This is a genomic window from Streptomyces sp. SUK 48 (assembly GCF_009650765.1).
Taxonomy (GTDB): domain Bacteria; phylum Actinomycetota; class Actinomycetes; order Streptomycetales; family Streptomycetaceae; genus Streptomyces.
On record NZ_CP045740.1, the window covers coordinates 3,836,015 to 3,860,095 of the forward strand.

The 24,081-nt window shown below is 73.3% G+C and carries 13 protein-coding genes, 1 tRNA gene and 1 pseudogene; 1 reads left to right on the forward strand and 14 read right to left on the reverse strand.

Annotated elements, in window-relative coordinates:
- Positions 1-46: 46 nt before the first annotated feature.
- The 3 genes from GHR20_RS16545 to GHR20_RS16555 all read right to left on the reverse strand — a co-directional run bounded on the left by GHR20_RS16545 (position 47) and on the right by GHR20_RS16555 (position 6,343).
- Positions 47-3,157 (reverse strand): AfsR/SARP family transcriptional regulator, encoded by a 3,111-nt coding sequence (locus GHR20_RS16545; RefSeq protein WP_194859123.1) that lies wholly within the window; start codon positions 3,155-3,157, stop codon positions 47-49.
- 686 nt (positions 3,158-3,843) lie between these two features.
- Complete coding sequence (locus GHR20_RS16550; RefSeq protein ID WP_153813594.1) at positions 3,844-4,737, reverse strand: glycosyltransferase; 894 nt, start codon at positions 4,735-4,737, stop codon at positions 3,844-3,846.
- 334 nt (positions 4,738-5,071) lie between these two features.
- Positions 5,072-6,343 (reverse strand): cation:proton antiporter, encoded by a 1,272-nt coding sequence (locus GHR20_RS16555; RefSeq protein ID WP_153813595.1) that lies wholly within the window; start codon positions 6,341-6,343, stop codon positions 5,072-5,074.
- A gap of 573 nt (positions 6,344-6,916) precedes the next feature.
- Between GHR20_RS16555 and GHR20_RS16560 the strand changes: the two are divergent.
- A pseudogene (locus GHR20_RS16560) lies at positions 6,917-7,476 on the forward strand (tyrosine-type recombinase/integrase); the annotation flags it as partial.
- Between the two features lie 44 nt (positions 7,477-7,520).
- On the opposite strand, the gene GHR20_RS16565 reads toward GHR20_RS16560, so the two are convergent.
- From GHR20_RS16565 to bldG, 11 genes are all read right to left on the reverse strand, one after another.
- Positions 7,521-7,597, reverse strand: a tRNA-Thr gene (locus tag GHR20_RS16565).
- A gap of 107 nt (positions 7,598-7,704) precedes the next feature.
- A complete protein-coding gene (locus GHR20_RS16570) occupies positions 7,705-9,333 on the reverse strand; it encodes an alpha/beta hydrolase (RefSeq protein ID WP_153813596.1) in 1,629 nt (542 codons plus the stop codon).
- A gap of 234 nt (positions 9,334-9,567) precedes the next feature.
- Positions 9,568-10,773 carry a DNA polymerase III subunit delta' gene (locus GHR20_RS16575; RefSeq protein WP_111583104.1) on the reverse strand — a complete coding sequence of 402 codons (1,206 nt, stop codon included), beginning with the start codon at positions 10,771-10,773 and terminating at the stop codon, positions 9,568-9,570.
- 145 nt (positions 10,774-10,918) lie between these two features.
- A complete protein-coding gene (gene tmk / locus GHR20_RS16580; protein WP_153813597.1) occupies positions 10,919-14,227 on the reverse strand; it encodes a dTMP kinase in 3,309 nt (1,102 codons plus the stop codon).
- Positions 14,228-14,365: 138 nt separating this feature from the next.
- Entirely contained in the window at positions 14,366-17,182 is a 2,817-nt protein-coding gene (gene topA, locus GHR20_RS16585) for a type I DNA topoisomerase (protein ID WP_153813598.1), read from the reverse strand.
- A 279-nt stretch (positions 17,183-17,461) separates the two neighbouring features.
- On the reverse strand, positions 17,462-17,659 hold the full coding sequence (locus tag GHR20_RS16590; protein ID WP_153813599.1) for a hypothetical protein: 198 nt from the start codon (positions 17,657-17,659) through the stop codon (positions 17,462-17,464).
- Positions 17,660-17,869: 210 nt separating this feature from the next.
- Complete coding sequence (locus GHR20_RS16595; protein ID WP_111583107.1) at positions 17,870-19,390, reverse strand: class I SAM-dependent methyltransferase; 1,521 nt, start codon at positions 19,388-19,390, stop codon at positions 17,870-17,872.
- 91 nt (positions 19,391-19,481) lie between these two features.
- Positions 19,482-20,114 (reverse strand): small secreted protein, encoded by a 633-nt coding sequence (locus GHR20_RS16600; RefSeq protein ID WP_181516236.1) that lies wholly within the window; start codon positions 20,112-20,114, stop codon positions 19,482-19,484.
- Between the two features lie 216 nt (positions 20,115-20,330).
- Positions 20,331-22,739, reverse strand: coding sequence for a sodium-translocating pyrophosphatase (locus tag GHR20_RS16605; protein WP_111583109.1), 2,409 nt, complete (start codon positions 22,737-22,739; stop codon positions 20,331-20,333).
- Between the two features lie 339 nt (positions 22,740-23,078).
- The gene (locus tag GHR20_RS16610; RefSeq protein WP_111583110.1) at positions 23,079-23,516 is read right to left on the reverse strand and encodes an ATP-binding protein; all 438 of its coding nucleotides are present in this window, start codon (positions 23,514-23,516) and stop codon (positions 23,079-23,081) included.
- A 200-nt stretch (positions 23,517-23,716) separates the two neighbouring features.
- A complete protein-coding gene (bldG, locus tag GHR20_RS16615; protein ID WP_010986038.1) occupies positions 23,717-24,058 on the reverse strand; it encodes an anti-sigma factor antagonist BldG in 342 nt (113 codons plus the stop codon).
- Positions 24,059-24,081: the final 23 nt, after the last annotated feature.

A 24,081-nucleotide genomic window follows, 5' to 3' on the forward strand; every position in this document is an offset into this window, starting at 1 on the left:
GGCGCCGTACGGGCGAACAGCCGACCGGCCCCCGCCCTGTGCCGGTTCACCCGGCCAGTAGTTCCCGCAGTTCGGTCCGTACGGATCGCTCGTCCGTGCCGGTCAGGGCGGTGAGAGCGGTGTGCCAGGCGGTGCGGGCCTCCTGGTGACGGCCCTGGGCGTGCAGCAGGAGGCCGTGCTGGTGGCGGGCCAGGCCGCCCGTGTAGCGGTCGGCGCGGGCGTCGGCGCGGCGCAGCAGTTCGCCGCACTCGAGGTACGCCCGCTCCCCCTGCCCCAGTTCCCGCAGCGCGCGGACCAGGCCGAGCCGGGTCCGGGACTCGCCGTGCCAGTCGCCGTGGCCGCCGAGGATGCTGAGGCTCTGCTCGAAGTGCCGGGCGGCGGCGGCCGGTTCGCCGAGGGTGAGATGGGCGTAGCCGATGTTGCAGTGCGCGGAGTGGCGCACGATGACGGCGCCGGCCGTCTCCCCGATCGCCAGCGAGCGCCGGTGCTGCTCGATGGCGGCGCGCGGATCGGTGTGCTCGTAGAGGTTGCCGAGATGGCTGTGGGTGACGGCCTCGCCGACGGGGTCGTCCAGCAGCCGCGCGCAGGACAGGCTCTGCCGCAGCGCCTCCTCGGACTCCGCGTACCGGCCGAGCCCCTCCAGCAGCAGCCCCCGGTTGTTCAGGCAGCGCCGGACGCGGCTGGGCACCCCGAGCCGCCGCCAGCTCTCCAGGCAGCGGTCGGTCAGGGCGAGGGCCTCGTTGTGCCGGCCGGTCAGGAAGTGCAGGCCCGCGAGATCGCCGAGGGCGTACGCCTGTGCCTCCTCGTCGTCGAGCCGCCGTGCCGCCCCGAGCGCGGCCCGCCCGAGCACCTCCATCTCCGCGACCCGGCCGCTGCGCTGCACATACGGGAACAGCACGCGGGCCAGTACGGAGAGATGGGCCAGCCTGCGCGGATCGTCGGCGTCGGCGTTGCGCGCCACCAGCGCGACCACGTTCTCCAGCTCCGTCTCGCCCCAGGCGAACGCCTGCCCGGCCGACTCGAAGGACCGCAGCCCGGCCACGTCGGCGGCGTGCTCCGGCGGCTGCGCGGGGGTCGGCCGCAGCCGGTCGTCCAGGTCGAGACCGGGTTCCGTGATGGCGACGAGGGCGCGCTCGGCCGCGGCGGCGTACCAGCGCAGGGCGACGAGGTCGGGGTGCGCCTCCTCCCGGGCACGGGCGGGAGCCCGGCCGGCCGGGGAAGGACCGGCCGCCGTACCGAACTCGCCGTCCCCCTCGGCCAGTTCGCGGGCGAACTCGCGGACCAGGTCGTGCGGGGTGTAGCGGCCGTAGGCCGTCTCCTCCAGCAGGGCCACGTCGACCAGGCGGTCCAGGGCGGCCTCGGCACGGCGCGCGTCGATGCCGGTGAGGCGGGCGAGAAGCGGGGCGCCGTAGGCCGGCAGGTCGAGCGCGCCGATCCGGCGCAGTACGAGGGCCGCGTCCCGGTCGGCCTCGCGTTCGGCGGCGGCGAGCGCGTCATGGGCGACGGCGAGGGAGCGCCGGACGCTGAGGTCGTCGTACTCCAGCTGCCGCAACCGGCCTCCGGTGGCCGCCAGTTGTCCGGCGAGCACGTCCGGGGTGAGGGTGCGCCGGGCCACCAGCCGGGCCGCGACCACGCGCAGCGCCAGCGGCAGTCCGCCGGTCAGCTCGACCAGGGCGTGTCCGGCGTCCAGCCCCGGACGGCCGCTCAGCGCGCGGAGCAGGGCCGCGCTGTCCTCGCCGGCCAGCGGGGTGAGCGGGAAGCGCCGGGCGCCGTCGAGGGTGGTCAGCGGGGAGCGGCTGGTGACGATCACCGCGCAGCCGGGGCCGGCCGGGAGCAGGGGGCGCACCTGGGCGGCGTCGGCCGCGTCGTCCAGGACCAGCAGGATGCGGGCGGGGGCGAGCAGGGAGCGGAGCAACGCGGCCGCCGCGTCCGGGTGTTCGGGCACATTGCGGGGCTCGACCCCGAGGTCGCGCAGCAGGGTGGCGAGCGCCTGGGCGGGGGCGAGCGGGGGCATGCCGGGGGTGGCGCCGTGCAGGTTGACGTAGAGCTGACCGTCGGGGAAACGTTCCCGCAGCTCATGCGCCACGTGCAGGGCGAGCGCGCTCTTGCCGACGCCCGCCATGCCGGAGACCAGGGCGACGGCCGGGCCCGGCGCGGGCGGTTCGGTCAGCGCGTGGCGCAGGGCGCGGTGGACGGGGGTGCGGCCGGTGAAGTTCGGTGGCGGAGGGGGGAGTTGGGCGGGGGGCGGGCGGTGCGGGGAGGGGGCGTCGGCGTCGTGGCCGTTCCCCCTCCGCGGGGGCGAGGGCTCCGGCGACTCCGCTTCCTTTGCTTCCTGCGCCCGCTTCGCTTCCTTCTTCTCCTTCGCCCCGCGAGGGGTCTCGGTCGGCCGGCAGGGCTCATCGCCGGCCCCGGCCCGGTCCCCGGACCCGCCCTCTCCCTCGTGCCCGTCGCGCCCCTGGTGCCCCTCGTCCCCCGGGAGCCAGGCGTCGTCCCCGCCGCTCCCGCGCAGCACCTCGACATGGGCCTCGCGGATGGCGGGGCCGGGTTCGACGCCGAGTTCCTCGATCAGGCGGCCACGCAGATCGCGGTGGACGGCGAGCGCCTCGGCCTGGCGGCCGGTGCGGTGCAGGGCGAGCATCAGCTGGCGGTGGTACGCCTCGCGGAACGGATGCTCGGCGACGAGGGCCGACAGCTCGGGCACGAGTGCCGTCAGCCGCGTTCCGCCGAGGGCGAGTTCGGCGTCGTAGCGCCACTTCAGCAGGATCAGCCGCGCCTCCTCCAGGCGGGGGACCAGGGTGTGGCCGCCGAGGTCGGGCAGTCCGCTGAGCGGGGTGCCGCGCCACAGCGCGAGCGCCTGCGTGCAGGACCGTACGACGCCGGGCCAGTCCTGCCGGGCGTGCGCGGCGCGGGCGGCGGCGACCAGCGCGTCGAACACGTCCACGTCCAGCTCGCCCCGGTCGACGCGGAGCAGATAGCCCGGCGGCACGGACCTGAGCCGTTCGGGATCGTCCAGGAGCCGGCGCAGCCGGGTGACATGGTTGTGCAGGGACGCCTGCGCGGAGGCCGGCGGCGCCCCGCCCCACAGCGCGTCCTTCAGCGACTCGACCGACACGACCCGGCCGGGCTCCAGCAGCAGCGCGGCGAGGAGGGCACGCATCTTGGGGCTGCCGATGGCGCGGAGGGCGTTGTCGGGTGCGGTCCCGCCGGGTGCGGGCCCGCCGGGTGCGGTTCCGGCGAGGGTGCTCCCGGCGGGGGTGTCGTCGCCGGGGGTGTCGTCCCTGGGAGCGTCGTCGCCGGGGGTGTCGTCGCCCTGATCGCCGTGCGACGGGCGGTCGTAGAGGACCAGCGGACCCAGCAGTCCGAACCGCAGCTCGCACCGCCCTTTCACGCCGCTCCACTGCCTTCCCGCGCGGTCGGGGCCGACCGTGCTCCGTGGCGGGCGCGCGCCCGCCGTACTCCTGGCGGGAATCCGTCCCGCGGGCGACGATTTCCCGTCACCTTCCGCGGCCGGTCCCCTGACTCCGTCCGCAGGGCTTTCATCCCTGGTCAACGGCTATCCGGAGGTCCGGAGACCGGTGCGCTCACCGGCCTGCCGCCGCTGCCGCCGGGCGAGATCCGGTCACCTCACCTGTCCCGCACCGACGCCCCTCGGCCACATGTTAGCGATCCGTTGGTGAGACTTGATGTGATCATTCCATCGGAACCGGCCCGACGGCGCGCGCGTCAGTCGCGTCACTCGGGGGAGTGTCGCCGCAGGTCGGATCCGGGGACGTGGGTGGTCCCGGTCGGCGGAGGTGAACGACCGGGACCCCGTCCCGCCCCCGCGCCCGCGTCCCCGCGCCCTCAGATCACGGGCGGGCGCCCCAGCCTGGTCAGGCGCCACACCGTCCGCCAGCGCATCGGACGGCGCTCACCGGCCGGCTCCCGGACCCCCTCCACGAACCCGCCGAACCATGCCCGGAGCCCGGCCACGGACCGGGTGCGGGCGAGGGTGAGCAGGATCCACACCCCCAGGTGCACCGGGATGAGCGGCAGCGGCAGCCGGCGCCGTACGAGCCAGACGCGGTTGCGGGCGTTGACGCGGTAGTAGATGGCGTGCCGGGCCGGGGAGGTCTTGGGGTGCTGGAGCAGCAGTTCCGGGCAGTAGCGGATCTTCCAGCCGGCGTCGGCGGCGCGCCAGGCGAGGTCGGTCTCCTCGTGTGCGAAGAAGAACTCGGCCGGCCAGTCCCCGGTCTCGGCCAGCATGGCCGTGCTCAGGGCGTGGCCGCCGCCCAGGAATCCGGTCACATAGCCGCCGCGCAGGGGGTCGGAGCCGCCGATCCTGGGCACATGGCGCTGCTGGGTCTCGCCGTGCCCGTCGGCGATGCGGAAACCGGCGATGCCGAGGCGCGGGTCGGCGGCGTACAGGTCCCGCACCCGGCGCAGCACGTCGGCGTCGACGAGCAGCCCGTCGTCGTCCAGTTCCACGACGACGTCGACGTCCCCGAACTCGCGCAGCCGGGCGAGGGCCACGTTGCGCCCGCCGGGGCAGCCCAGGTTCTCCGGCACGTCGATGGTGGTGACCTCGCCGGGCAGGGAGAGGCGGCGGGCGAACTCGGGGAGCCGGCAGCCGTTGCCGACGATCACGATCCGGGCGGGGGCGAGGTCCTGCTTGCCCACGGACTCCAGGAGGGCGTCGACCTCGGCGGGCCGGTTGCCCATGGTCACCACGGCGACGGCGATCCTCGGCTGCACCACGTCCACACCCCATCAGGCCGGCGGCGGCGCGTTCCTGACCGGTGCCGCCCATCGTTCACCAAGATGCCGCCCCGCCCCCGCCGGTTCGCCCTCCCCCAACCCCTTTACATCCTTTTTGCGGTACTTTGCCGGACACAGGGGAATCACGGCTCCGGTCGTGACCGACCGACTCGGGCCCGGGCGGCGGGACGGGTGGCGGGGATCTGGCGCGAGCCGCGCCCGAAGCCGGACCGGCCCTTCGGCCAAAGCCCGCGTCCGGCGCGGGAATTGCCCGCCTTTGACGGCCAGTCGCCAGAAGGAGCGCTTGGCCCGTGCGAGGGGGGCGGGCCTCGGCTCATGCCTCCTTGCTGCCGACCGAGGGGACGGTCTCGCCGGTGGGGGACGCCGGGCGGCGCGGCCGGGCGAGGAGCGTCAGCAGCGGGCTGGTCATGGCCGTCGTCACCAGGGCGACCAGCACCAGCAGGGTGAAGAGCCGGTCGTGGATGATCCCGGCGCTCAGGCCGACGTTCAGCGCGATCAGCTCGGTGAGTCCGCGAGTGTTCAGCAGCACCGCGACGACGGCCGACTCCCGCCTTTCCAGACCGCCCAGCCGACTCGCCAGATAGCCGGGCACCGTCTTCCCGGCGATCGCGATCAGCAGGAGCAGGCCGAGCAGGGGCACGCTCGCGCGGTCGAGCGCGCCGATGTCCAGGGAGAGCCCGGTCACCACGAAGAACAGCGGCAGCAGCAGATCCGTGGCACCCTCCATCGCCCGCAGCACATCGGCGTCGGGCGCCCCGCCGCGGCGCGGCATGACCAGCCCGGCCAGGAAGCCGCCGAAGACCGCGTGCAGCCCCAGTTCGGAGGTGGCCCAGGCACAGCTCGTCGCCAGGACGATCGCCAGCGGCAGTTGCGGCACGAACAGCCCGCCGGGCCGGTCGAGCCACCGGTTCAGCAGCGGACGGACCACCACGAGGCCGCCCAGCACGAGTGCCAGGGTCAGCAGGGCGGTCCGCCAGACCGGCGGCCCGTGCGAGGCGCCGGGCATCGCCATGGCGAGCACGGTCCACGCGCCGATGTCCATGAGACCGGCGGCGGACAGCGCGACGACACCGGCCCGCGTCCCGGCGATCCCGGTGTCCCGGATGATCGCGGCCAGCACCGGCAGCGCCGTGATCGACACGGTGACGGCCATGAAGAGCGTGAAGGAACGCGAGTCGACGTGGTGCTCGCCGACCGCGGAGAACGCGGACGGCACGAACGTGACCGCGCCCGTGCCCAGGAGCATCGGGACGGTCAGGGCGACGGCCCCCACCGACAGGGTCGTCCGGCCGCTCTCGCGCAGCGACCGCAGGCTCAGCTCGTAGCCGACCACGAACATGAAGGTGACGATGGCGACCTGGGAGAGGACGGAAAGGTACGGCAGGGCCGCCGCCGGGAACAGCCGGCCGGTCGGGTTCCCCGGCAGCCGGCCCAGCAGGGTCGGGCCGAGCACCATGCCGGTCAGGATCTGCCCGATGACCGCGGGCTGACCGACCCTCCGGGCCAGCGCGCCGAGCAGCGTGGAGACCAGCAGGATGACGGCGATGTCGCCCAGTACGGCGGTGGTGATGTCGGCGACACTCAAGGCCACACTCCCGGTGCTCGGTCAGATCGTGCCTGGGTCGGGTCGCGCTCGGCCAGATCGTGCCCGGGGCGGATCGCGACTGGGGCGGATCGTGCCTGGGGCGGATCGTGGTTGGGTGGGGTCGCGCTCGACAGGGGGGTGGGGCGCGGGGGGCCTAGTGTCCGGGTAGGGGGGCGGGGCGCGGAGCCGGCGGACGTCGGTCCGGATTCTGGAGGTCGCGCCGGGGCACGGCGGGGATACGTCCCTGACGGCGTCCCGTTCCGCGACGACGTCCGAGCCGAGGTCGGCACGCACGGGGCGGCCGGCTTCGGGCGGGATGCCCCGCGCCAGCAGGGTGTTGGTGCCGATCCACGTGCAGCGCCCTCACCGTCGCAGCCGCCTGGCCGAGGTCCGGGGCGCCCCGCACGGCGGGGACACCGCGCGGTCGGCCGGCCTCCGCAGCGGCACCCGGTCCGCACGGTGGACGACCACGGCGGGGCCGGTACGACACGGTCGCCGTACCGGCGCGGTACGGTTCCCGACCCGCCGCCCGCCAGCAGCCGATCGGAAGCCGGCCAAGGCGTTCCTCGGCGTTCCTCGAAGCGACCTTCCTGCATGCGGTGGATCATTGGTGTCGGGATGGGGTTCCGGCAGGGGGAGACGTCGGGCCGCGCCGGCCGTACGTCGACCTGGAAGCGGAGCTGTTCCGCTTGGAGTGGCAGCTTCAGCGCCTCACTTGGCGGCACGGCTGCGCGGCCCCGCACGCATGCGGGTCGCGCCTGCACCGCTTCGAGCCGTGCCCGCCGGACTGCACCACGCACAAGGGCTACAAGCGAGGAGTTCAAGGAACTGCTCGTGGAGGCGAGCATCGATGACCGCCGTCTGTACGACGGGAGCCGGCACACCGCGGAAACGATCCTGAACGAGCTGGGTGCGGACATGCCCACCATCATGGAGATCCTGCGGCACACCCAGATCAGCCAGACGCGGCGGTACGTGAAGGCAGATCGCACCTGTCGAAGGACGCCATGCGGCGCATGGGCGAGTTCTTCGTGCCCGCGCCGGCCGACCCCGATGCGGGACCAACTGAGACCAGGACTGAGACCGCCGACAGTCGTGCGGCCCGCTCCCGGCGTCGCCCTCGCCTCCGCTGAACGACAAAACCCCAGGTCAGTGAACTTCTGACCTGGGGTTCCAGTGGAGCCGCTTTCGGGATTCGAACCCGAGACCTACGCATTACGAGTGCGTTGCTCTGGCCATCTGAGCTAAAGCGGCGTGCTGCGTGCACCTAGGGTGCGGTTGGCAACGTCGGTAAGTCTACACAGGTTCCGGGGGTGCTTCGCACCGGCCCCGGGGCCGGGGTCCGGGGCCGGTACGGGGAGCTAGGAGCAGCGTTTGCCCGGGGTGGGCGGGGTGCCGTGGAGGAGGTAGGTGTCGATGGCGGAGTCGACGCAGGTGCTGCCGCGCAGGAAGGCGGTGTGGCCGTCGCCGGCGTAGGTCAGGAGGTGCCCGGAGGACAGCTGGCCGGCCAGGGACCGGGCCCAGCGGTAGGGGGTGGCCGGGTCCCGGGTGGTGCCGACGACCACGATCGGCGCCGCGCCCTTCGCCGTGATGCGGTGCGGCTCGCCCGTGGCCCGCACCGGCCAGTACGCGCAGTTCAGCGACGACCAGGCCAGGCCCTCGCCGAAGACCGGTGACGCCTTCTCGAACGCGGCCTGCGCCTGCCGCAGCTGCTCGGGGCCGGTGAAGGCGGGCGGCAGGTCCAGGCAGTTCACGGCGTTGTTGGCCATCATCAGGTTGCTGTAGTGGCCACTGGCGTCGCGCTCGTAGTAGCTGTCGGAGAGGGCGAGCAGCGCCGCGCCGTCGCCCTTCATCGCCGAGGTCAGCGCCGCGCGCAGCTGACTCCAGGCGCCCTCGTCGTACATCGCCGCGATCACGCCCGTCGTGGCCAGCGCCTCGCCCAGCTTGCGGCCGTCGCCGTCGCCCGTCGCCACCGGGTGGCCGTCCAGCCTGCGGAAGAAGGCCCTGAGGTGGTCGGCGGCCCCCGCCTGCGTCGTAGCCCTGCCCCCGAGCGGGCAGTCCGTGCGGCGCAGGCAGTCCCGCGTGAACGCCTGGAACGCCGTCTCGAAGCCCCGCGCCTGCTCCAGGTTCACGGTGCGGGAGTCCAGCGAGGGGTCCAGCGCGCCGTCCAGGACCACCCGGCCCACCCGGCTCGGGAAGAGGCCGGCGTAGGTCGCCCCGAGGAAGGTGCCGTACGACGCCCCCACGTAGTTCAGCTTCGCGTCGCCCAGCGCCGCGCGCAGGACGTCCATGTCCCGGGCCACCTCGACCGTGGAGACATGCCGCAGCAGCCGCGCCGAGTGCGCCCCGCACGCCTGCGCGAACTTCTGGTCCGCGGCGACCGCCGCGTTCTGCTCCGCCCGGTCGTCGGGGGTCACGTCGGTCTGCGTGTACGTGTCCATCTGCCGGTCGTCGAGGCACTCGACGGGCTCGCTGCGGGCGACGCCGCGCGGGTCCATCGCCACCATGGCGTAGCGGGCGCGGACCTCGGCGGGGTAGCCGGCACCGGCGTACTGCTGGAGGTAGCCCACCGCCGAGCCGCCCGGGCCGCCCGGGTTGACCAGCAGCGAACCGAGCGGCTTGCCCTTGCCGGTGGCGGCCTTGCGGGTCACCGCGAGCCGTACGTCGCCCGCGCCCGGCCGGTCGTAGTCCAGCGGCGCCTTCATCGTGGCGCACTGGAAGCCGGGGGCGCCGCAGTCGCGCCAGGTCAGCCGCTGCGTGTAGTACGGGGCCAGCGCAGCCGGAATCGCGCGCGGCAGCGGGGCCAGGACGGGGGCGCTCGCCGCCACGTCGGACCGCGCCGACGCCGCCGGGGACTGCTTGATCGAGCTGCTGCCAGGGGAGCACGCGGACACGAGGAGGGCCGCGGTCATCAGGGCGACGGCCGTGAAGCGGGCGCGGGCCGCGGGATGCCCGCCGCGCGGCCGGGAGGGTGAGGGCCTGGAGTGCATCAGGCGAGCGTAACGCTGGGCGACGCGACGGATGCGGGGAGTCGGGATTGTCGCCCCGTACGAGGGACGCGGCCCGGGACGCGCCTCGGGAGGGGGCTCCGGACGGACTCCGTCATCGGCCCTGCCCCCAGCACCACCGGCCCCGTCATCGGCCTGCCGCCAGCGCCACCGGCCCCGTCATCTGCCCGCTCATGACGCCACCGATTTCGTCACCACCCCCCGCCATCGCCTCCGTCACCCCGCCCGCAGCGCCATCGTCATCGCCTCCACCGCCAGCAGCGGAGCCACATTGCGGTCCAGCGCGTCGCGGCACGCGGCGATCGCCTCGATGCGGCGCAGGGTGGACTCCGGGGAGCTGGCGCGGGCCAGCCGGTCCAGGGCGTCCTGCGCGTCGGCGTTGGCGATCGCGACGCGGGAGCCGAGCTGGAGGGCGAGCACGTCGCGGTAGAAGGTGGTGAGGTCGCCGAGGGCCACGTCCAGGCTGTCGCGCTGGGTACGGGTCCTGCGGCGCTTCTGCATGTCCTCCAGGTCCTTCATCACGCCCGCCGTGCCGCGCGGCAGCCGGCCGCCCTGGGCCGCGCCGAGCGCCGCCTTCAGCTCCTCGGACTCCTTGCCGTCCATCTCCTCGGCGAGCTGCTTGGCGTCCTCGGCGGCCGCGTCGACCAGTTCCTGGGCGGCCCGCAGGCAGGCGCCGACCTCGTCCAGGCGCAGCGGGAGCTTCAGGACGGCGGCGCGGCGCTCGCGGGCCGCCGGGTCGGTGGCCAGGCGCCGGGCGCGGTCCACGTGCCCCTGGGTGGCGCGGGCCACGTCGGCCGCTGCTTGGGGGTCCACGCCGTCGCGTCGTACGAGCATGTCGGCGACCGCGTCCACGGACGGTGTGCGCAGGTTCAGATGGCGGCAGCGGGAGCGGATGGTCGGCAGGACGTCCTCGATGGAGGGGGCGCAGAGCAGCCAGACCGTGCGGGGGGCGGGCTCCTCGACGGCCTTGAGCACGGCGTTCGCCGACTTCTCGTTCAGCCGCTCGGCGTCCTCGACCAGGATGATCTGCCAGCGGCCGTTGGCCGGGGCGGTGAACGACTTGCGGACGGTGTCCCGCATGTCCTTCACCAGGATCTCGGCGCCGACCGCGGCGACCGCGGTGACGTCCGCGTGGGTGCCGAGCAGCGCGGTGTGGCAGCCGTCGCAGAAGCCGCAGCCGGGGACGCCGCCGAGGGCGCGGTCGGGGCTCACGCACTGGAGGGCCGCGGCGAAGGCCCGCGCCGCCTGGTTGCGGCCCGCGCCGGGCGGCCCGGTGAACAGCCACGCGTGTGTCATCCGGGACGTCTCCGGCAGCGGTTCGTCCGTCGCGGCGGCGGTGACCTGGGCGTCGGCGTCCCGGGCGGCGGCGCCCAGCACCGCGCTCACCTTCTCCTGCCCGACGAGGTCGTCCCACACGGTCATGGGTCACGCCGCCCTTCCGTCACACTCCGCGTTCCGACCTCCATTGTGCGGGTGGGGTACGACAACCGGGACCAGGCCGGAAACGCGGACGGCGCTCTCACCCTGCCGCGGCAGGGTGAGAGCGCCGTCCCGAAGAGGTCCGGGGTCAGCCCCGGCGGCCCCTGCGGGGCTCGTCCTCGTCGTCGTACGACCCCAGCAACTCGTCGGCCAGCGACGGCAGATCGTCCAGCGGGGTCTCCTCGGCCCAGTCGGGGCGCGGGCGGCGCCGGGCGGTGCCCTCGGCGCCGGGCCGGGGCATCTCGCGGGTGCGGTCCCCGGCGCCGGGCTGGGGCATCTCGCGAGTGTGGTCCTCGGAGCCGTCGGGGCCCGGGGCCCGCTCGTCGCGGAAGAAGCCGCGCGGCATCCGGTCGGCCGGGCCGTCGTCGCGCACGGGCGGCAGTACGGCCGTCTCGTCCGCGCCCACCTGCGGCAGTACGGCGGTCTCGTCGGCGGCGCTCGCGGGCACCTGCGGCAGCACCGCCGTCTCGTCCGCGGCGCCCGCAGCGGCCGGCGGCTGGGGCAGCTCGGCGGTCGTCTCGGCCTCGGAGGGCGCGTGCCGGGCGTCACGGGTCTCGCGGCCGAAGGGCCGCTCGTCCTGGTCCGGCGAGACGACCGGGGTCGGCACCGTCTCCTCCGTGCCAGGGCCCGGCGACACCGCCGGGGTGGTGACCGTGGCCGCGTCCGAGGTCACGCCGGGGGCCTTGGGCTGGGGGCTGCCGGGCCTGCGGGCCGCCACATCGGCGGCCGCGGCCGCCTCGGCGGCCTGACGGCGGGCCGCCTCGGCGCGGAGCAGGGCGTTCTCCGCCTTGCGCTGCGCCTCCAGGCGCCGGGCCGCCTCCTCGGCACGCTCCTTGGCGAGCCGGGCCTCCTCCTCGGCGCGGATACGAGCCTGCCGGGCCTCCTCCTCCGCGCGCAGCCGGGCGTCTTCCTCGGCCTGCTCGCGGCGGCGCTCCTCCTCGGCCTTGCGGCGCGCCTCCTCCTCGGCGCGGGCCTTCTCCTCGGCGAGCAGCCGCTGCCGCTCCTCCTCGGCGCGCCGGGCCGCCTCGGCCGCCCGCCGGCGGGCCTCCTCGGCCTGCCGCTCGGCCTCGCGGCGCTGCGCCTCCTCCAGCTCGCGGCGCTTGCGCTCCTCCTCCTCGGCACGCAGCCGGGCCAGCTCCTCCTGGCGCTCACGCTCCAGGCGCTCCTCCTCGGCCTTGCGCGCGGCCTCTTCCTCGGCCTTGCGGCGGGCCTCCTCCTCGGCCTTCCTGCGCGCCTCCTCCCGGGCCTCGATCTCGGCCTCGGACAGCGGCAGCACGGTGTCGAGGCGGTGCCGGATCACGGTGGTGACGGCCTCGGGCTCCTGTCCGGCGTCGACCACCAGATAGCGGCCCGGGTCGGAGGCGGCCAGGGTGAGGAAACCGGAGCGCACGCGCGCGTGGAACTCCGCGGGCTCCGACTCCAGCCGGTCCGGCGCCTCGGTGAACCGCTCGCGGGCGGCCTCCGGGGCGACGTCCAGCAGCACGGTCAGGTGCGGCACCAGACCGTCGGTCGCCCAGCGGTTGATGCGGGCGATCTCGGTCGGGGACAGATCGCGTCCGGCGCCCTGGTAGGCGACGGAGGAGTCGATATAGCGGTCGGAGATCACCACCGCGCCGCGCTCCAGGGCGGGGCGTACGACGGTGTCGACGTGCTCGGCCCGGTCGGCGGCGTACAGCAGCGCCTCCGCGCGGTGGGACAGGCCGGCCGAGGAGACGTCCAGCAGGATCGAGCGCAGCCGCTTGCCCACCGGGGTGGCCCCCGGCTCGCGGGTGAGCACGACCTCGTGGCCCTTGCCGCGGATCCACTCGGCGAGGGCCTCGGCCTGGGTGGACTTGCCGGCGCCGTCGCCGCCCTCCAGGGCGATGAAGAAGCCGTTTTGGGCCTGCGCCTCGACCGGGTCGTCGCCGCCGAGCAGCGCGTCCTTGAGGTCCTGGCGCAGCGGGATGCCGGACCGGTCGTCGACCTTGGCGAGCACCAGCGCGGCCACCGGCAGCAGCAGCGCGCCGACCAGCATCAGGGTGAACGAGGCGCCGCCGTGCGCGAACACGAAGCGGCCGTTCTCCAGCCGGTGCCGGCCGATCAGCCCGGCGACCACCGGGGCGATCACCGCGCCGAGCGCTATGAAGACGCGGACGACGGCCTGGAGGTGCTCGGTGACCCGCGCCCTGCGGTAGTCCTCGGTCTCCTGGTCGAGCAGCGCGTGCCCGGTGTTGGCGGCGACGCCCGCGCCGAGGCCCGCAAGGGTGAGGATCAGCAGCACCGTGGTGACGTCCGGGACCAGCCCGGCGGCCAGCAGCGCGATGCCGGTGAAGGCGATCGCGAGGGCCAGCAGCCGGCGGCGGGACAGCGAGGGCAGCACCGCGGGGGCCGTACGGATGCCGGCCGCGACGCCGCCGGTCAGGCCGAGCACCAGCAGGCCGAACAGGACCGGGCCGCCGCCCAGGTCGGTCGCGTGCAGCACGCACACGGAGACGGCGGCGGCGATGACACCGGCCACGGCGGCGCAGGCGAGGACGAGCAGCGGGATCGCGCCCGTGCGCCCCTTGTCGACACCGGCGCCGGTGCGCGGGCGGCGCAGGCCCTCCAGCGGGGACCGGGGGCGCGGGGTGCGCGTGCCGGGCAGCTCCAGGAAGGTCAGCAGGGAGAGGGAGGCGGCGAACAGGCCCGCCGCCACGTACGACGCGAGGGCCGCGTGGTGCTGGTCGAACCAGGGCAGGCCGGTGCCCAGCAGGTTGTTGAGCAGGGCGGCGAGGACCAGGACGGCGGCGGCCAGCGGCACGGCGAGGAAGCCGGTGCGCAGCGCGAGGCGGCGCAGGGCGTCCAGGTGGTCCGGCAGCGGCCGCACGGTCGCGCCCTCCGGCGGCGGGGCGGGCAGCAGGGCCGGGGCCGCGCTCTCCCGGCACACCGTCCACAGCCGTTCGGCGACGCCGGTGACGAAGGCGGTGACCAGCAGCACGGCCGGCGCGTCGGCCGGGGTCCAGTCGATCCACAGGGGGGCCACGATCAGCAGCGCGGCCCGCAGGCCGTCGGCGCCGACCATGGTCCAGCGGCGGTCGAGGGGGCCCTCCTGGGCGGTGAGCGTCGTCAGCGGGCCCAGCAGGACCGCGCCGAAGAGCAGGGCGGCGAGGCCGCGGGCCGCGAAGACCGTCGCGACCGCGAACGCCACGCCCCGGTAACCGCCGCCGAACGATCCCTGGGCGATCGCCGCCTCGAGGACGAGGACGACCAGGACGAGGAGGGCGAGGGTGTCGCCGACCCCGCTCACCAACTGCGCGCCCCATAGGCGCCGCAACTGCGGTCGGCGCAACAGGGAACGCACGGCGCGTTCGCGGGAGTCCGCGACCAGGGCGTCGTCCGGTGCTGGCGTGTGGGCCGTTGGCTGCTCGGCTCGCGTCATGCGTTCAGCCTATCCGCAGGCGCCGACACCACACCCCGCACTCCTGGCATGCGCACGCCCCGACACCAAAGTGATGCCGGGGCGGGCGTGGGGCGCGAGGAGACGACCGAGGTCTCGGCCCTGTGAGCCGGGTCGGGCTCAGTCCTCCGAACCGGAAGCCGTCGACTTGGTCGCCGTCGCCTTCTTGGCGGTCGTCTTCTTCGCCGTCGTCTTCTTCGCGGCGCTCGCCGTCGTCTTCTTGGCCGCCGTCTTCTTGGCGGCGGCCTTCTTCGCCGGCGCCTTCTTGGCGGTCTTCTTGGCCGGACCCTTCGCGCGCTTCTCGGCAAGAAGTTCGAAGCCGCGCTCCGGGGTGATCTCCTCGACGCTGTCGCCGGAGCGCAGGGTCGCGTTGGTCTCGCCGTCGGTGACGTACGGCCCGAAGCGGCCGTCCTTGACCACGACCGGCTTCTTGGAGACCGGGTCCTCGCCCAGCTCCTTCAGCGGCGGCTTGGCGGCGGCCCGCCCGCGCTGCTTCGGCTGGGCGTAGATCGCCAGGGCCTCTTCCAGCGTGATGGTGAAGAGCTGGTCCTCGGCCTGGAGCGAGCGCGAGTCCGTGCCCTTCTTCAGATACGGCCCGTAGCGGCCGTTCTGGGCGGTGATCTCCTGGCCCTCGGCGTCGCTCCCGACGACACGCGGCAGGGACATCAGCTTCAGCGCGTCGTCCAGCGTCACCGTGTCCAGCGCCATGGACTTGAAGAGGGAGGCGGTGCGCGGCTTGACCGCGTTCTTGCCGGTCTTCGGGGTGCCCTCGGGGAGGATCTCGGTCACGTACGGGCCGTAGCGGCCCTTCTTGGCGACGATCTGGTGGCCGGTGGCCGGGTCGTCGCCCAGCTCGACATCGCCGCTGGGCTCGGCCAGCAGCTTCTCGGCCAGCTCGATGGTCAGCTCGTCCGGCGCCAGGTCGTCGGGGATGTCGGCGCGCTGGTGCTGCTCGGTGTCCTTCTCGCCGCGCTCGATGTACGGGCCGTAGCGGCCGACCCGCAGCACGATGCCGCTGCCCACCGGGAAGGAGGACACCTCGCGGGCGTCGATCGCGCCCAGGTCGGTGACCAGTTCCTTGAGGCCGCCGAGGTGGTCCCCGTCGCCGTTGCCCGCGTCGGCGGCGGCGCCGGTGATGGTGCCCTCGCCGAAGTAGAAGCGCTTCAGCCACGGCACGGCCTGGGCCTCGCCGCGGGCGATGCGGTCGAGGTCGTCCTCCATCTTGGCGGTGAAGTCGTAGTCGACCAGCCGGCCGAAGTGCTTCTCCAGAAGGTTTACGACGGCGAAGGACAGGAAGGACGGCACGAGCGCCGTGCCCTTCTTGAAGACATAGCCGCGGTCGAGGATCGTGCCGATGATCGACGCATAGGTCGACGGGCGGCCGATCTCGCGCTCTTCCAGCTCCTTGACCAGGGATGCCTCGGTGTAGCGGGCCGGGGGCTTGGTGGCGTGGCCGTCGACCGTGATCTCCTCGGCGGACAGCGCGTCGCCCTCGGCGACCTGCGGCAGCCGGCGCTCGCGGTCGTCCAGCTCGGCGTTCGGGTCGTCGGCGCCCTCGACGTACGCCTTGAGGAAGCCGTGGAAGGTGATCGTCTTGCCGGAGGCGCTGAACTCCACGTCCCGGCCGTCGGCGGCGGTGCCGCCGATCTTCACGGTCACGCTGTTGCCGGTCGCGTCCTTCATCTGGGAGGCGACGGTCCGCTTCCAGATCAGCTCGTACAGCTTGAACTGGTCGCCGGTCAGGCCGGTCTCCGCGGGGGTGCGGAAACGATCACCCGAGGGACGGATCGCCTCGTGCGCCTCCTGCGCGTTCTTCACCTTCACCGCGTACGTACGCGGCTGCGGGGGCAGGTAGTCGGCGCCGTACAGCTGCGTGACCTGGGCGCGGGCGGCCGTGATGGCGGTCTCGCTCAGCGTCGTGGAGTCCGTACGCATGTACGTGATGTAGCCGTTCTCGTACAGCTTCTGGGCGACCTGCATGGTCGCCTTGGCGCCGAAACCGAGCTTGCGGCTGGCCTCCTGCTGGAGCGTCGTCGTACGGAACGGCGCGTACGGCGAGCGGCGGTACGGCTTCGACTCCACCGAGCGCACGGCGAAGCGGGTGTTCTCCAGGGCGGCGGCCAGCGCGCGGGCGGTCGGCTCGTCCAGGTGGAGGGTGTTCGCGGACTTCAGCCGGCCGACGGAGTCGAAGTCACGGCCCTGCGCGACCCGACGTCCGTCGACGGTCTGCAAGCGCGCGACCAGCGACGACGGGTCGGAGGAGTCGCCCGCGCGGCCGGTGCCGAAGGTGCCGGTGAGGTCCCAGTACTCGGCGGAGCGGAAGGCGATGCGCTCGCGTTCCCGCTCGACCACGAGCCGGGTGGCGACGGACTGGACACGGCCGGCCGACAGCCGGGGCATGACCTTCTTCCACAGCACCGGGGAGACCTCGTAGCCGTAGAGGCGGTCGAGGATGCGGCGGGTCTCCTGGGCGTCGACCAGCTTCTGGTTGAGCTGGCGCGGGTTGGCGACGGCCTCGCGGATCGCGTCCTTGGTGATCTCGTGGAAGACCATCCGCTTGACGGGGATCTTCGGCTTGAGGACCTCCTGGAGGTGCCAGGCGATGGCCTCGCCCTCGCGGTCCTCATCGGTGGCCAGGAAGAGTTCGTCGGAGTCCTTCAGCAGGTCCTTGAGCTTCTTGACCTGCGCCTTCTTGTCCGCGTTGACCACGTAGACCGGCTGGAAGTCGTGCTCGACGTCCACGCCCAGGCGGCGCACCTCGCCGGTGTACTTCTCGGGCACCTCGGCGGCGCCGTTGGGGAGGTCACGGATGTGCCCGACGCTCGCTTCGACTACGTAGCCGGGGCCGAGGTAGCCCTTGATCGTCTTCGCCTTGGCAGGCGACTCGACGATGACGAGTCGGCGGCCGCCCTGTGCGGTCTCGCTGGTCGGGGACAACTTCGCTCTTCTCTCCGGTCGACGCTGTGGCCTCCCCAGGCCCTGGTCCCGGGGTCGCGGCGTACTGCTGGCACGTGTGACGCTGCGGAGTGTGACGGTACATCCCGCCCCCGTGTCAAACGGGAAAAGCCCACAACGGCCACTCGAACGGTAACCCGACTACCGGCATTCCTGCCGCCCGGAGTACCGGGTACCCCGTCCGGGTCCGTCCGGAGCGTGACGCTCCTCTTCCTCTCGCGTTCCTCTCGCGGCACACCGGGAAGCGGACGCCCGCCGACGTCAGAGGCGCGTGAGGCAGTAGCCGCCGAGGGCCAGCGCGAGGGTTCCGGCCGCGCTCGCGAGGGCGGCCGATGCGACCCGGTTCACACCGAGGGCCACCGCCTCACCACGCCGCAGCCGCACCCCGGTCCACACCAGGAGAGCCCCTCCGAACAGGACAAACACCACCCCGACAAAAACCGCCGGCCCCCGCTCCATCCCCGCCCCGTCCCTTCCGGCTCCACCCAGCGCGTGGACCCTGACACGCGGGGGCGACGACCGGGCGACATCGCGGTGAACGGGAGGCCGGCGGTACGACGCTCAGGGGGGCCGGGGAGCCCGGGCACGGCTCCCCCGTGCCGGACAGATATTTTTCCGGCCGTTTTGCCATCGGCGGGTGGAGCCGGGGTGCCCCGGGGAGCCGCCCCCTCAGACCACCGGCTCCAGGAACCCCTGTTCCACCAGGAGACGGATCTGGGCCGGGGTCCGGTCGCGGAGGCGGACGGAGTCCTCGCCCATCAGCTGGGCGATGGCGTCCAGGATGCGGCCGGCGCTCAGGGTGCCGTCGCAGACGCCCGCGAAGCCCGCGCCGACCGTGTCCACCTTGGTGGCGCGGCGCATCCCCCGGTGCTGGCGGAGCACGACGTGCTCGGGGTCCTCCGCGCCGGGCAGCCCGACCTGTTCCTGCACCACCTCGCCGGCCAGCCTGAAGTGATGGCCGAGCAGCGCCGCGTCGTCGTGCTCGCGGAGGTAGTCGAGGCGTTCGAAGTGCGCCCGGACGGTGTCCCCGAGGGGCTGCTCCACCGGATGCGGCCACTCCTCCACCGTGAGGGACGGCTCGGCCGCGTCCGTCCTGCGCAGGGTGATCCAGCCGAAACCGACCGCCTTGACCTTGCGCGCCTCGAACTCGTCGAGCCAGGCGTCGTACCGCGCCTGGTACTGCGCCGGGTCCTCCCGGTGGTCCCCGGCGTCCCGCAGCCACAACTCGGCGTACTGCGTGACGTCCTGCACCTCGCGCTGCACGACCCAGGCGTCGCAGCCGCGCGGCACCCACGACCTGAGCCGGTCCTGCCAGTCCTCCCCCGCCACGTGCTGCCAGTTGGCGAGGAACTGCGCGAACCCGCCCTCGTTCAGCCGTTCCCCGGCCTGCTGGACGAGCGAGCGGCACAGGTCGTCCCCGCCCATGCCGCCGTCGCGGTAGGTGAGCCGGGCGCCCGGGGAGATCACGAACGGCGGGTTGGAGACGATCAGGTCGAACTTCTCGTCGTCACGCACCGGTTCGAACAGCGAGCCCTCGCGCAGCTCGGCGGCGGGCGCGCCGGAGAGCGCCAGCGTGAGCGCCGTGACATGCAGCGCGCGGGGGTTGAGGTCGGTCGCCGTCACGCGCGTGGCGTGCCGGGAGGCGTGCAGCGCCTGGATGCCCGAGCCGGTGCCGAGGTCCAGGGCGGCGGCGACCGGCGTGCGCACGGTGATCCCGGCGAGCGTGGTGGACGCGCCCCCGACCCCCAGGACGACGCCCTCGGCCCGCTGTCCGATGCCGCCCGCGCCGCCGACCGCGCAGCCGAGGTCCGACACGATGAACCAGTCCTCGCCGCCGGGACCGCCGTACGGCCGTACATCCACCGTGGCGGCCACCTCGTCGGCGCCCACCGGCACCAGCCACCCGGTCTGGACCGCCTCGTCGACGGGGAGGACGGCGGCCACCCGCGCGCGGGGCACGGGCTGCTGGAGCAGGAAGAGCCGTACGAGGGTCTCCAGCGGCGTGTCGCCACGGGTCGCCCGCAGCGCGGGCACGGTCTCGCTGCGGGCCAGCGCCGCGTACGCGGGCGCGCCGAGCAGTTCGAGCAGCCCGTCGGCGGTGAAGGAGGCGGCCAGCAGCGCGTCCCGCAGCCGCGCGGCGGCCTCGGGACGGTCGGCGGCGGGCAGGGGGGCAGGTCCGGAGTCAGTCACGGTCCCATTGTGTCCCGCGCGTGCCGGGTGTCCCGCGCGTCGAGGGGGACGGCGCACCCGGCCGTCCCCCACCCGCCGCGCCGGGCGCGGCTCAGCCCGCCGCGGACCCCGCGGAGGGCGAGGACGACGTCGTGGCGGCGACCTTCTTGCAGCTGGGCTGCTGGGCGATGGCGTCCTGGACCTCGCCCTGCTGGAGGGCCTTGAGGGACGCGGTGCCGCTCTGGTGCTTCTTCTCCAGCTCGGTCATCTGCTGGGCGACGTCGTGCAGCCCGGAGGCGAACTTCGCCTGGTCCTTGGTGTCCAGGTGGTCGACCTGCTTCTTCAGGTCGGCGTAGGAGGCCGAGAGGCTGTTGAAGCTCTTGACGACATCGCCGAGCCGCTTGGCGCCGCCGGAGACCCCGGGAGGCGCGCCGGCCCCCTTGACCGCGGTCGCGATCGCCTTGTAGCCGTCCGACATGTCCTGGAACGCCTGGGAGTCGGTCTTCTGGAGCGTCTCGGGCTTGGCCGTGTCGGCGGCCGTCGTGGAGATCGCCGAGTTGGCCGCCTTGATCTTCGCGTCCTGCGCCGGCACGGCGTCGCACACCGACTTGGCCCAGGAGACCAGCTTGGGGTCGGGCCCCTTGGGGGCGCTGTTGCTGCTGCATCCCGACAGCGCAGCCACCAGTACCGCACCGCCGGACAGTGCGGCCGCGAGCTTCTTGTTCACCGGATTGGTCCCTTCCATGGCTCTCGGGCCCCGGACCCTACACGGCGGACGCACACCCCCCGCACACCGATCGCTCCTTAAGTACCTTTTAGTACTTTTTGCGCGAGAGAAGGCTCACGACGGGGCCGTACCCGCGCACCCGGACGGAGCCGTACCCGCGCACACGAACGGGCGGGCGGCACGCCCCGAGGACGCACCGCCCGCCCGCTCTGTGCGCAGGTCGTCTTGCGAAACCTACGAAACCACCGCCGCGTCGGCCGAGTTGGCGACCCGTTCGGGGCCCTCCTCCTCGTCGCCGACGGCGATGCCGCGCCGCTTGGAGATGTACACGGCCGTGCCGATCACCAGCAGCGCGAGGATCGCGACCCCGATCCGCACGCCGAGGTTCTTGTCGTGGCCGTAGGAGAACTTGATCACCGCGGGCGCGATGAGCAGCGAGACCAGGTTCATGACCTTCAGCAACGGGTTGATCGCCGGCCCCGCGGTGTCCTTGAAGGGGTCGCCGACCGTGTCGCCGATCACCGTGGCGGCGTGGGCCTCGCTGCCCTTGCCGCCGTGGTGGCCGTCCTCCACCAGCTTCTTGGCGTTGTCCCAGGCACCGCCGGAGTTGGCGAGGAACACCGCCATCAGCGTGCCCGCGCCGATCGCGCCGGCGAGGTAGGAGCCGAGCGAGCCGACGCCGAGGGTGAACCCGACGAAGATCGGCGCCATCACCGCGAGCAGTCCGGGCGTGGCCAGTTCCCGCAGGGCGTCCTTGGTGCAGATGTCGACGACCTTGCCGTACTCGGGCGTCTCCGTGAAGTCCATGATCCCGGGCTTCTCCCGGAACTGCCGCCGCACCTCGAACACCACCGAGCCCGCCGAGCGCGACACGGCGTTGATGGCCAGTCCGGAGAAGAGGAAGACGACCGCGGCGCCCGCGATGAGGCCGACCAGGTTGTTGGGCTGCGAGATGTCCAGGGACAGGCTCAGCGGCGCGCCGGGCCCGCTGAGCTTCTCCCCGACGTCCTGCACATTGGTGGTGATCGCGTCGCGGTACGACCCGAAGAGCGCCGCCGCCGCGAGCACCGCGGTGGCGATCGCGATGCCCTTGGTGATCGCCTTGGTGGTGTTGCCGACCGCGTCCAGGTTGGTGAGCACCTGCGCGCCCGCGCCCTGGACGTCGCCGGACATCTCGGCGATGCCCTGGGCGTTGTCGGAGACCGGTCCGAAGGTGTCCATGGCGACGATCACCCCGACCGTGGTCAGCAGGCCGGTGCCGGCCAGCGCGACCGCGAACAGCGCGAGCATGATCGACGTGCCGCCGAGCAGGAACGCGCCGTACACGCTGAGCGCGATGAGCAGCGCGGTGTAGACGGCGGACTCCAGGCCGAGCGAGATGCCGGACAGGACGACGGTGGCCGGTCCGGTCAGCGAGGTCTTGCCGATGTCGCGGACCGGGCGCCGGTTGGTCTCGGTGAAGTAGCCGGTCAGCTGCTGGATGACGGCCGCGAGCAGGATGCCGATGGCCACCGCGACCAGGGCGAGGATTTGCGGGTTCCCGTCCTTGGCCTTGATCGCCGCGTCCGTCACTCCGCCGAGGTCGGCGTAGCTGGAGGGCAGGTAGACGAAGACGGCGACGGCGACCAGCACGAGGGAGATCACCGCGGAGACGAAGAAGCCGCGGTTGATCGCGGTCATGCCGCTGCGGTCGGCGCGCCGGGGGACGACCGCGAAGATGCCGATCATCGCGGTGATCACGCCGATGGCGGGCACCAGCAGCGGGAAGGCGAGCCCGGAGTCGCCGAAGGCGACCTTGCCGAGGATCAGCGCGGCCACCAGGGTGACGGCGTACGACTCGAAGAGGTCGGCCGCCATGCCCGCGCAGTCGCCGACGTTGTCGCCCACGTTGTCGGCGATCGTGGCGGCGTTGCGCGGGTCGTCCTCCGGGATGCCCTGCTCGACCTTGCCGACCAGGTCGGCGCCGACGTCGGCGGCCTTGGTGAAGATGCCGCCGCCGACACGCATGAACATGGCGATGAGGGCGGCGCCGAGGCCGAAGCCCTCCAGGACCTTCGGCGCGTCGGCGGCGTAGACGAGCACCACACAGGAGGCGCCCAGCAGGCCGAGGCCCACCGTGAACATGCCGACGACACCGCCCGTGCGAAATGCGATCTTCATCGCGGTGTGCGAGACGGTGGTGAGATCCTTTTCGGGTTCGCCGTCGCCCGGGGTGGCTTCCCGGGCCGCCGCGGCGACCCGCACATTGCTTCGTACCGCGAGCCACATGCCGATATAACCGGTGGCGGCCGAGAAGACCGCGCCGATCAGGAAGAACACCGAACGCCCGGCACGCTGATTCCAGTCGTCCGCGGGCAGCAGCAGAAGCAGGAAGAAGACGACGACGGCGAATACGCCGAGCGTGCGCAGCTGCCGGGCGAGATACGCCTTGGCGCCTTCCTGGACCGCCTCGGCGATCTTCTTCATGCTGTCGGTGCCCTCGCCCGCGGCGAGCACCTGGCGCACCAGGATCCCCGCGACCACCAGCGCGGCGAGGGCTACCGCCGCGATGACGGCCACGATGACCCTGTTGCCGTTGGTGAGCACCGCGGCCGCGAGGTATGTGGGGTGGTCCAACTCAGAGGGGTAAGAAAGCCCCGCCATTCGTCCTCCTTGACGCTTGGGCTGAGCTCAAGATGTGGACGGATTGTAGGTACCCCTGAGTGATGTCAAAAGAGCACGGTAAACGGAATTGGCCTGCACGCACCGGTTCGCGAACCCGAAAGAGGTAATGCCTCAAAAGCATTGACGGACGCCGTCGGTCTCATTGAACCTTGATCGAATGATAGGGCTATTGATCGTGAATTCCTTCACGAATTCCGGGGCGCCCCGGAGGGCGGCCGGAAACGATCTGCCCGGAACGCGATCAGGGCCCTGCCGGAGCAGGGCCCTGATCGTGCGTTCGGGTTCTTCGGGTGGCGGCGCCGGCCGCGGGCGGCGCGGTCAGCCGACGGGGACCGCCGGCGGGGCGGCGGGCCAGGTCATGCGGATCAGTCCGCCGTTCTGCCCGGTGGTGACCTCGACGTCGTCCACGAGACCGCTGATGACCGCGAGGCCCATCTCGTCCTCCTCGGCCTCCACGTCCGCGTCCGCCGCCGCGCCCCCGGCCACCCGCTCGGCGGGGACCGCGTGCGGGGCTTCGTCGCCGACCTCGATGGAGAACTGTTTCTCCTCCTCGATCAGCGCCACCTTCACCGGCGCGTCGATGCCGCCGACCTGGTGGAGCCCCACGGCACGGGAGCACGCCTCGCCCACGGCGAGCCGCACCTCGTCCAGGACGGCCTCGTCCACTCCGGCCCTGCGCGCCACCGCGGCCGCCACCAGCCGGGCGGTCCTGACGTGCTCGGGCAGCGCGCTGAAGCGGAGTTCGACGGTGGCCATGCATCCCCCTCACGACTACGGGACTGCGGTCGGACGGGCTCGCCGGGCCCGCCCCTCATGAACTTCGTTACCCGGATCCGCCGGGGCACACCCGGCGCGGCCCCCTACAGGGTGCGAGACGGGGTACAACGGCCGGAATCAGGCATGACCGACCGGCGGCCCCGCCGCGGACAGGCCGCGACGGGGTCGACCGGACAAGGTCAGTCGGTGGCCGCCACCGCTTCCTCGACCGAGGTGTGGATCGGGAACACCTTGGTGAGGCCGGTGATACGGAAGATCTTGAGAATGCGCTCCTGGTTGCAGACCAGGCGCAGCGAGCCCTCATGGGCACGCACTCGCTTCAGGCCGCCGACCAGCACGCCGAGTCCGGTGGAGTCGAGGAAGTCCACGCCCTCCATGTCGACGACAAGATGGAAATTGCCGTCGTTCACCAGCTCGACCAGCTGCTCGCGCAGCTTGGGCGCGGTGTATACATCGATTTCGCCACCGACCTCGACGACCGTACGATCGCCGACGGTACGGGTCGACAGGGACAGGTCCACGGATCCTCCAGCACCTTGCTATC

Coding starts and splice junctions, on each gene's coding strand:
- GHR20_RS16590 (WP_153813599.1), bottom strand. CDS start 17,659: ATGGAGCGGGGGCCGGCGGTTTTTGTCGGGGTGGTGTTTGTCCTGTTC.
- tmk (WP_153813597.1), bottom strand. CDS start 14,227: ATGACGCGAGCCGAGCAGCCAACGGCCCACACGCCAGCACCGGACGAC.
- GHR20_RS16605 (WP_111583109.1), bottom strand. CDS start 22,739: ATGGCGGGGCTTTCTTACCCCTCTGAGTTGGACCACCCCACATACCTC.
- GHR20_RS16600 (WP_181516236.1), bottom strand. CDS start 20,114: ATGGAAGGGACCAATCCGGTGAACAAGAAGCTCGCGGCCGCACTGTCC.
- GHR20_RS16610 (WP_111583110.1), bottom strand. CDS start 23,516: ATGGCCACCGTCGAACTCCGCTTCAGCGCGCTGCCCGAGCACGTCAGG.
- GHR20_RS16545 (WP_194859123.1), bottom strand. CDS start 3,157: ATGCGTGCCCTCCTCGCCGCGCTGCTGCTGGAGCCCGGCCGGGTCGTG.
- GHR20_RS16570 (WP_153813596.1), bottom strand. CDS start 9,333: ATGCACTCCAGGCCCTCACCCTCCCGGCCGCGCGGCGGGCATCCCGCG.
- GHR20_RS16575 (WP_111583104.1), bottom strand. CDS start 10,773: ATGACCGTGTGGGACGACCTCGTCGGGCAGGAGAAGGTGAGCGCGGTG.